The sequence below is a fragment of the Candidatus Enterococcus ikei genome (assembly GCF_017316105.1).
Classification (GTDB): Bacteria; Bacillota; Bacilli; order Lactobacillales; family Enterococcaceae; genus Enterococcus_L; species Enterococcus_L ikei.
In genome coordinates this window covers 53,685-59,684 of record NZ_JAFLWD010000014.1, presented here as the reverse complement: position 1 = coordinate 59,684, position 6,000 = coordinate 53,685, and the positions used below count along the sequence as shown (strand labels likewise).

Here is a 6,000-nt window from a genome sequence, read left to right as displayed (position 1 = left end):
GATCTCAGTCTTTCTTTATTCACTTATATCGATTGTTTGATTAATCGTTTCTAAATAACTATAGTCCAAAAATACAACACGTAAATGATTCTTCGCTTTTTTCAAATCAAAGCGTGTTGAGCTTTCTTTTTGTTTTAAATTACTGATATTCACATCAAATAACTTATCCCACAAAGCCTCTAAAGGAACTTCTTTGATTGCTTCTTTCGGCAAATAAAAACGCAACACAGAAACAAAGTCATCATATTTATTATCCAAAACATCAATTTCTAAGAACTGCCGTATATAAAATTCATACGCCGAAAGCCCACCATCAATTGCCATTTCTGGATCTAAAACACGATAATTCATCATTTTACGACTTTTTTCATCGATCCACGGAAAATAAGCTTGTGCGTTTAATATTCCTTTAGTACGTTTTTCTATATACTTTTGACGGATATTATCATAGCTTCTAGTCACAAAATAGGTAGCATTTTTCTTTTCAACTGGTTGATAATAACTATTTTGGTATTGAACGGTTTGAGTCATATCTTTAACAAAAGCATATTCAATATATGGCGGTCGCAAAATACCCGTTCCATTATTCCAAGCTAGTTGGTCATACCCCATCTGATCTCTAAATAACCGTTGATATTTTTGATTGACTGGCAGTTCCCAATTAAATGGATTATTAAATAAGGTCACTTTGATTACTTGATTATCTAATTCAACTACTGATTGTACTTGCTGGATTTCTAAAAAAATTGGCTTAGGGATAACCTGAAAATACAAACTTGAATAATACATTTTCCAACATGACGTTAAACATAACCCTTTAAAATAAATATCATATCCCGCCAATTGATTACAATCAACAATCACCATTTTTTTATTATTATACCTTTTAGGCAGTTTACGAATTTCAGTATCCGACTCAAATGTTCTTTTTTCAATTATTTCAATGTTATTATATAGATACTCATCAAAGGAACGAATATACCCAAAAATTCCATTTTTAGCCATTCTGGTATCACAATAATCTTCAATCAGTTTTTGATAGTCCCAAAAAATCGGGCCATCCAGAATCGTCCGTTCATGAAGCGTTAAATTAGCGATATGGAGCTGAAACTCCCCGCCTTGACTATTTACCTTGATCCAAAGATTATCTTCTTCTGAAAGTTGTTGAATCTGATGTGTAATTGTCCCTACATCAAACAGCTCTTCTTTTTCATCACCAAAACGATAGCTTTCAGGTATTGTAACAATACGTAAAAAGCTCAACCAATCCAAAACATCCTGTTTCAACTCATCTAAAGAAAAACTAGCCCGTTGAACTACCAGATATATTTTCTCTGTTTTTTTCATTTGCTCCACCTCGTTCCTTTAGATAAGTATAACGAAAAAAAAGACAGACTTCATCTAATATACTTCTAGAATCACGAAAGTAAACTGAATTCATAATTATTTTAAAAAAAACTAAAAATAAACTAGTTGTTTTGATGATACATCAAGGAAAACTAAAAAACACATTATTTCTTTCAATTCTCTTGAAAAAAACAAAATGTTTTTCATTTATTCTATCAGTCCTCAATTTTACTTTGTTCTCCAATCACTCGGTTGATCAAATAAAATAAACAGGTCCCCACACCAATAATTAAAATGGCTAAATAAAAGGCATAAATTTTTGATCCAGTTAAATCAGAAATCGTTCCTGTCAAAGATGGCACAATCACTGAAGATGACATTCCAAAAAAGTTGAATACTCCATACATTGTGGCAACACTACCTTTAGGCGCAGATTCTCCTAGCCAAGAAATGATGATCGGCTCAACGGCTAATTTTCCAAAAAAACCATATGCCATAATTCCGATCACTAAAATCGTTTGATTTGTGGTCGTTACCGTTAAAAACAACACACTAGCTGCTAGTACTTCAAGTAAAATAATCAACTGAATTTTTTTCTTAGGTAGGCTATCAGCAATGCGGCTAAAAATAAGTGCACCGGGTATTGCTGTAAAAAAGACTAAGGATGAAGCTAATCCGATTGATGTTCCAGAAAAACCTTTTTCCGTTTCTAAAAAATTAGGCAGCCACGTATCAATCAAATAATACGTATACAATGTTGAAAAATACAGGATATAAGCGGAAATCATTCTTGGTTTGAATAGCGCTTTGATGGACGTTCGTTTTTTCACCTCAGCGTCTTTATTAATAACAACTGGGTTTTTTGTTTTTTCTAAGCGAATATAACGTATAAACATAATGATTGATAATAAAATCAAGACAATTGTAGCAAAGATCAAAGTTTGCCATGGCAGCAGACCTGTTCCTACTAAATAACTGGAAGAAATCAAGCCTAGACCGCTGCCGATCGCTGTTCCGCTATTGACTATTGCTGTCGCTAGACTTCTTTTAGAAACTGGCACATATTCTGCAGTCAAAGAATAGGCTACACCATAATACGTGCCGCAACCTAGTCCAGCTAAAATACTTCCAATGAAAACAAGACCGATATTTTGCGCTAAACCAACAACTAATGCACCCAGACCAAACAATAAAAAACCAGGAATCAGAATTTGTTTTTTTCCTAATTTATCTACTAGTAACCCCGAAGGTATCTGCATACAAACATAGCCTAAAAAATAAAAACTTGATATATGACCAAGCTGAGCATCTGTTGCACCACCAAAATAATCACTAATAATTGGATAAATAGGCGTCAAAACTGTTCGATAGATCCAAATAACGATCCAGCCGATTGTTAGTATATAGATAATTTGTTTCCAGTATGGCATTCGTTTCTTTTTTTCTTTGATTTCATCCATATTTAGGTTCTCCTTTATCAAGTTACACCAATTAAATGAGTAGTTCCATTTAATTTTTTTCCAAGAATAATGTGAGAATTGATTGAATTTCATTCAAAAATAGGAACACTCAGACAATAAAAATAATTATTTTTATGTTTGAGTGTTCCTTGGCTATTTTATTAACTTTTTTTATTTCTTGATAAATGCTCCTACAAAGTCTGTTGAAACACCCGTTTCTTTATCATAAATAAGATGACCTCGTAAAATAGTTTGCATCACTTGTGCACCGATTTCACGACCGATATAAGGACTGATTTTGTTACGATATTCTAGATCTTCAGCTTTTAATGTGTACGGTGCATTTGGTTTGATCAAAACAAAGTCAGCATCTTTCCCAATACTGATACGACCTTTTTGATCTAAATCATAGCGATCAGCTGGATTTGCAGCAATAATATCAGCAAATTGTTTCAATGACATTCCTCTTTTTTGAACCCCTTCGTCAAAAAGTACATCAACATTGTTTTGAACACCTGAAATGCCGCCCCATGCTTCAAATGCATTGTCTTTCTCTTTTAAATCTGGTGTACATGGCGAATGGTCAGATGTCACAAAATCAATTTCTCCTAATAAGACTTTTTCCCACATGCCGTTTTGATTTTCTTTGTCGCGAATCGGCGGTGAACATTTTACGACTGGACCAATCGCATCTAATTCATCTGTATCAAAGTAAAGATAATGTGTACATGTCTCACAGGTTACATCAACACCTGCTTCTCTTGCCCTAGTCACTTCTTCCACACCTTCTGGACAAGCAATATGGCAAATATGGATACGACAACCTGTTTCTTTAGCAAATAAAATTGCTCTGCGGATTGGTTCTACTTCAGTAAAAACAGGACGCGTTGCAACGTACGCTTTCAGAGTCGTTTCACCATTTTTATAAGCGATTTCTCCTAATTTATCTGTAATTGCTGCATTTTCTGCATGAATTGCTAAAACTTTACCTGTTTTAGCTACTTGTTTCATTCCTTCATAAAGAGAATAATCATCTACATTCATAAAATCGCCATCGATGCTACGGTCACCACACGTTGCCATAAAACACTTATATGCCGCAACCCCGCCATCATTTAACTCTTGAATGCCACCTTTAAGATTAAAGGGTACTAAACCGCCAAATGAGCCTACATCTGATTTTAATTTCCCTTTGCCAGCAGTATATTTTATCTCTAGAGATTCACCATCAACGGTTGCTGGGACTTGGTTTAAAGGCATTTCCATAAACGACGTTACGCCACCTTTAGCACACGAAGCAGTTCCTGTGATATAACCTTCCCATTGATCACGATAACCACCGCCAGGATCAGTAATATGCACATGAGCATCAACCATCCCTGGACTAACAACTAAACCTGAAGCATCAATTACCTTTTTAGCTTCTCCTAAGTCACTACCAATTGCTGCGATCACACCATCTTTTACGGCAACATCAGTTTTAACTTCTCCTGACTCCAAAATCACTAAGCCGTTTTTGATTACTAAATCATAACTCATTTGCTTTCCTCCTAAATTTAAAAGCGCAGCAGGTTAACCTACCAAGCTAGTTTTTTAAAGTTGAATGAATCGAACTCATTAAGCTTGTTCCTTTTTGTCAAAAAATTTTCTTAGTATTAAATATAAACAAAATGCTGAGCCAAAGCCAGCGATCCAAGAAATATCTGAGACCACTTTTAGAGCAGGAATAAAATTACCACTTAAACAGATAATCAATGCAACAACTGTAGCAACATACGCTGGTTTATTCAATCCTTTATAAATGTTATGGCTATTGTCTGCCGTTTGATCCATGTACAATTGATTCAAATCGATTTTTTGCTTCTGAACAAAATAGTAATTTGCGATCATCGTTCCTGCAACTGGACCTAATACTGCACCGATCGTATTCAAGAAGATAAAAATACTAGCAGAATTTTCCATTAACTTCCATGGCATAATCAGAAAACTAATGACACTGGCCAACAAAACACCTTTTTTATAATCCACCTTCTTCGGAAATAATGCACATAGCTGATAAGCAGCCGGAATAATATTCCCCGTTGCATTTGTAGAGACTGTTGTTAATAAGAATACAAGCATCGCAACAATAATTGCAAATGAATTATCCCAACGATTAACAATATTTAGAATATTCCATTCTTGAATACCGTAACGAATGGAGCCGCCAATCAAAATCACTACACTTGAAAAAGCAAAGATCCCATAACCAACTAAGAAACTAGCCGTTTGACCAATTGTTTGATCTTTTGTTGATTTTGCATTCTGAGTAAAGTCTGACACGCTTGCTCCTGGAGCAGCCCAAACAGCTAAAACTGAATTAATGATCATAAAATAGACAAATACTGGCGAAATATTATGTGTTGCTCCAGTGACATCGTACGAAAGAATAGGACCCAAGCCGCCAGCAGCTTGAATCGCCCAAATCGCCATACCACCAAAAACAATATAAATCAGTGGACTCAAGATAGCTGTAAATTTATTAAGAATCTTTCCTCCACCAAAACCGATAAGCATATTCACCGCCCAAAAAAGCGTAAAAGCAATCAACCCTGGAATAGAAATGCCTAAAATCATCGTATCTCCGCCAAGTGTCAAAAATCCTGGCCAAACCTTACCAATCAAAATCAATAATGCCAATGAACCTGTATAATTCTGCAAACCAAACCAAGCAATTGCAGCAACACATCCTCTTAGAAATCCCGGTAGTTTCGCTCCGATATCTCCATAAGTCGAGCGTAAATGAATGGCAAAAGGAATTCCGTATTTTGACCCTGCACGACCATTAAAGGTCATGAACAAAGCAACCGCTAATGCACTTAGTACCAAAGCTAACATAATATTAATTGGAGAAAGTCCTAAAAATAGAAAACCTCCTACGGCAGTGTAATTGGGAATATTATGAACAGAGCCCATCCATAGCGTAAAATAATTCATTTTTCCCATCATTCTTTTTGACAACGATTTTGGCAGCAGATCTTCATTGTATCCACGTTCTCGATATCGTTGAAGTTCGCCTTCCGTGATTTGATAATCTTGGGTTTCCATTAATTCGCCTCCTTTAAAGCGCTTTCATGCGTTAAGTTTCCAAATAAACTATTATTTTATGTAACACTTATAGCAATTAGATAAAAAATATGATGTGTTTAAATTC

General features: G+C 35.1%; 4 protein-coding genes. All 4 read right to left on the bottom strand.

Going from position 1 to position 6,000, the window contains the following annotated elements; all coding sequences use genetic code 11:
- Positions 1-15: 15 nt before the first annotated feature.
- The 4 genes from JZO69_RS06840 to allW all read right to left on the bottom strand — a co-directional run bounded on the left by JZO69_RS06840 (position 16) and on the right by allW (position 5,894).
- Complete coding sequence (locus JZO69_RS06840; RefSeq protein WP_207112150.1) at positions 16-1,347, bottom strand: hypothetical protein; 1,332 nt, start codon at positions 1,345-1,347, stop codon at positions 16-18.
- A 215-nt stretch (positions 1,348-1,562) separates the two neighbouring features.
- Positions 1,563-2,807, bottom strand: a complete 1,245-nt coding sequence (locus tag JZO69_RS06835; RefSeq protein WP_207112149.1) for an MFS transporter — start codon at positions 2,805-2,807, stop codon at positions 1,563-1,565.
- 171 nt (positions 2,808-2,978) lie between these two features.
- Complete coding sequence (gene allB / locus JZO69_RS06830) at positions 2,979-4,346, bottom strand: allantoinase AllB (RefSeq protein WP_207112148.1); 1,368 nt, start codon at positions 4,344-4,346, stop codon at positions 2,979-2,981.
- 78 nt (positions 4,347-4,424) lie between these two features.
- Complete coding sequence (gene allW / locus JZO69_RS06825) at positions 4,425-5,894, bottom strand: allantoin permease (protein ID WP_207112147.1); 1,470 nt, start codon at positions 5,892-5,894, stop codon at positions 4,425-4,427.
- Positions 5,895-6,000: the final 106 nt, after the last annotated feature.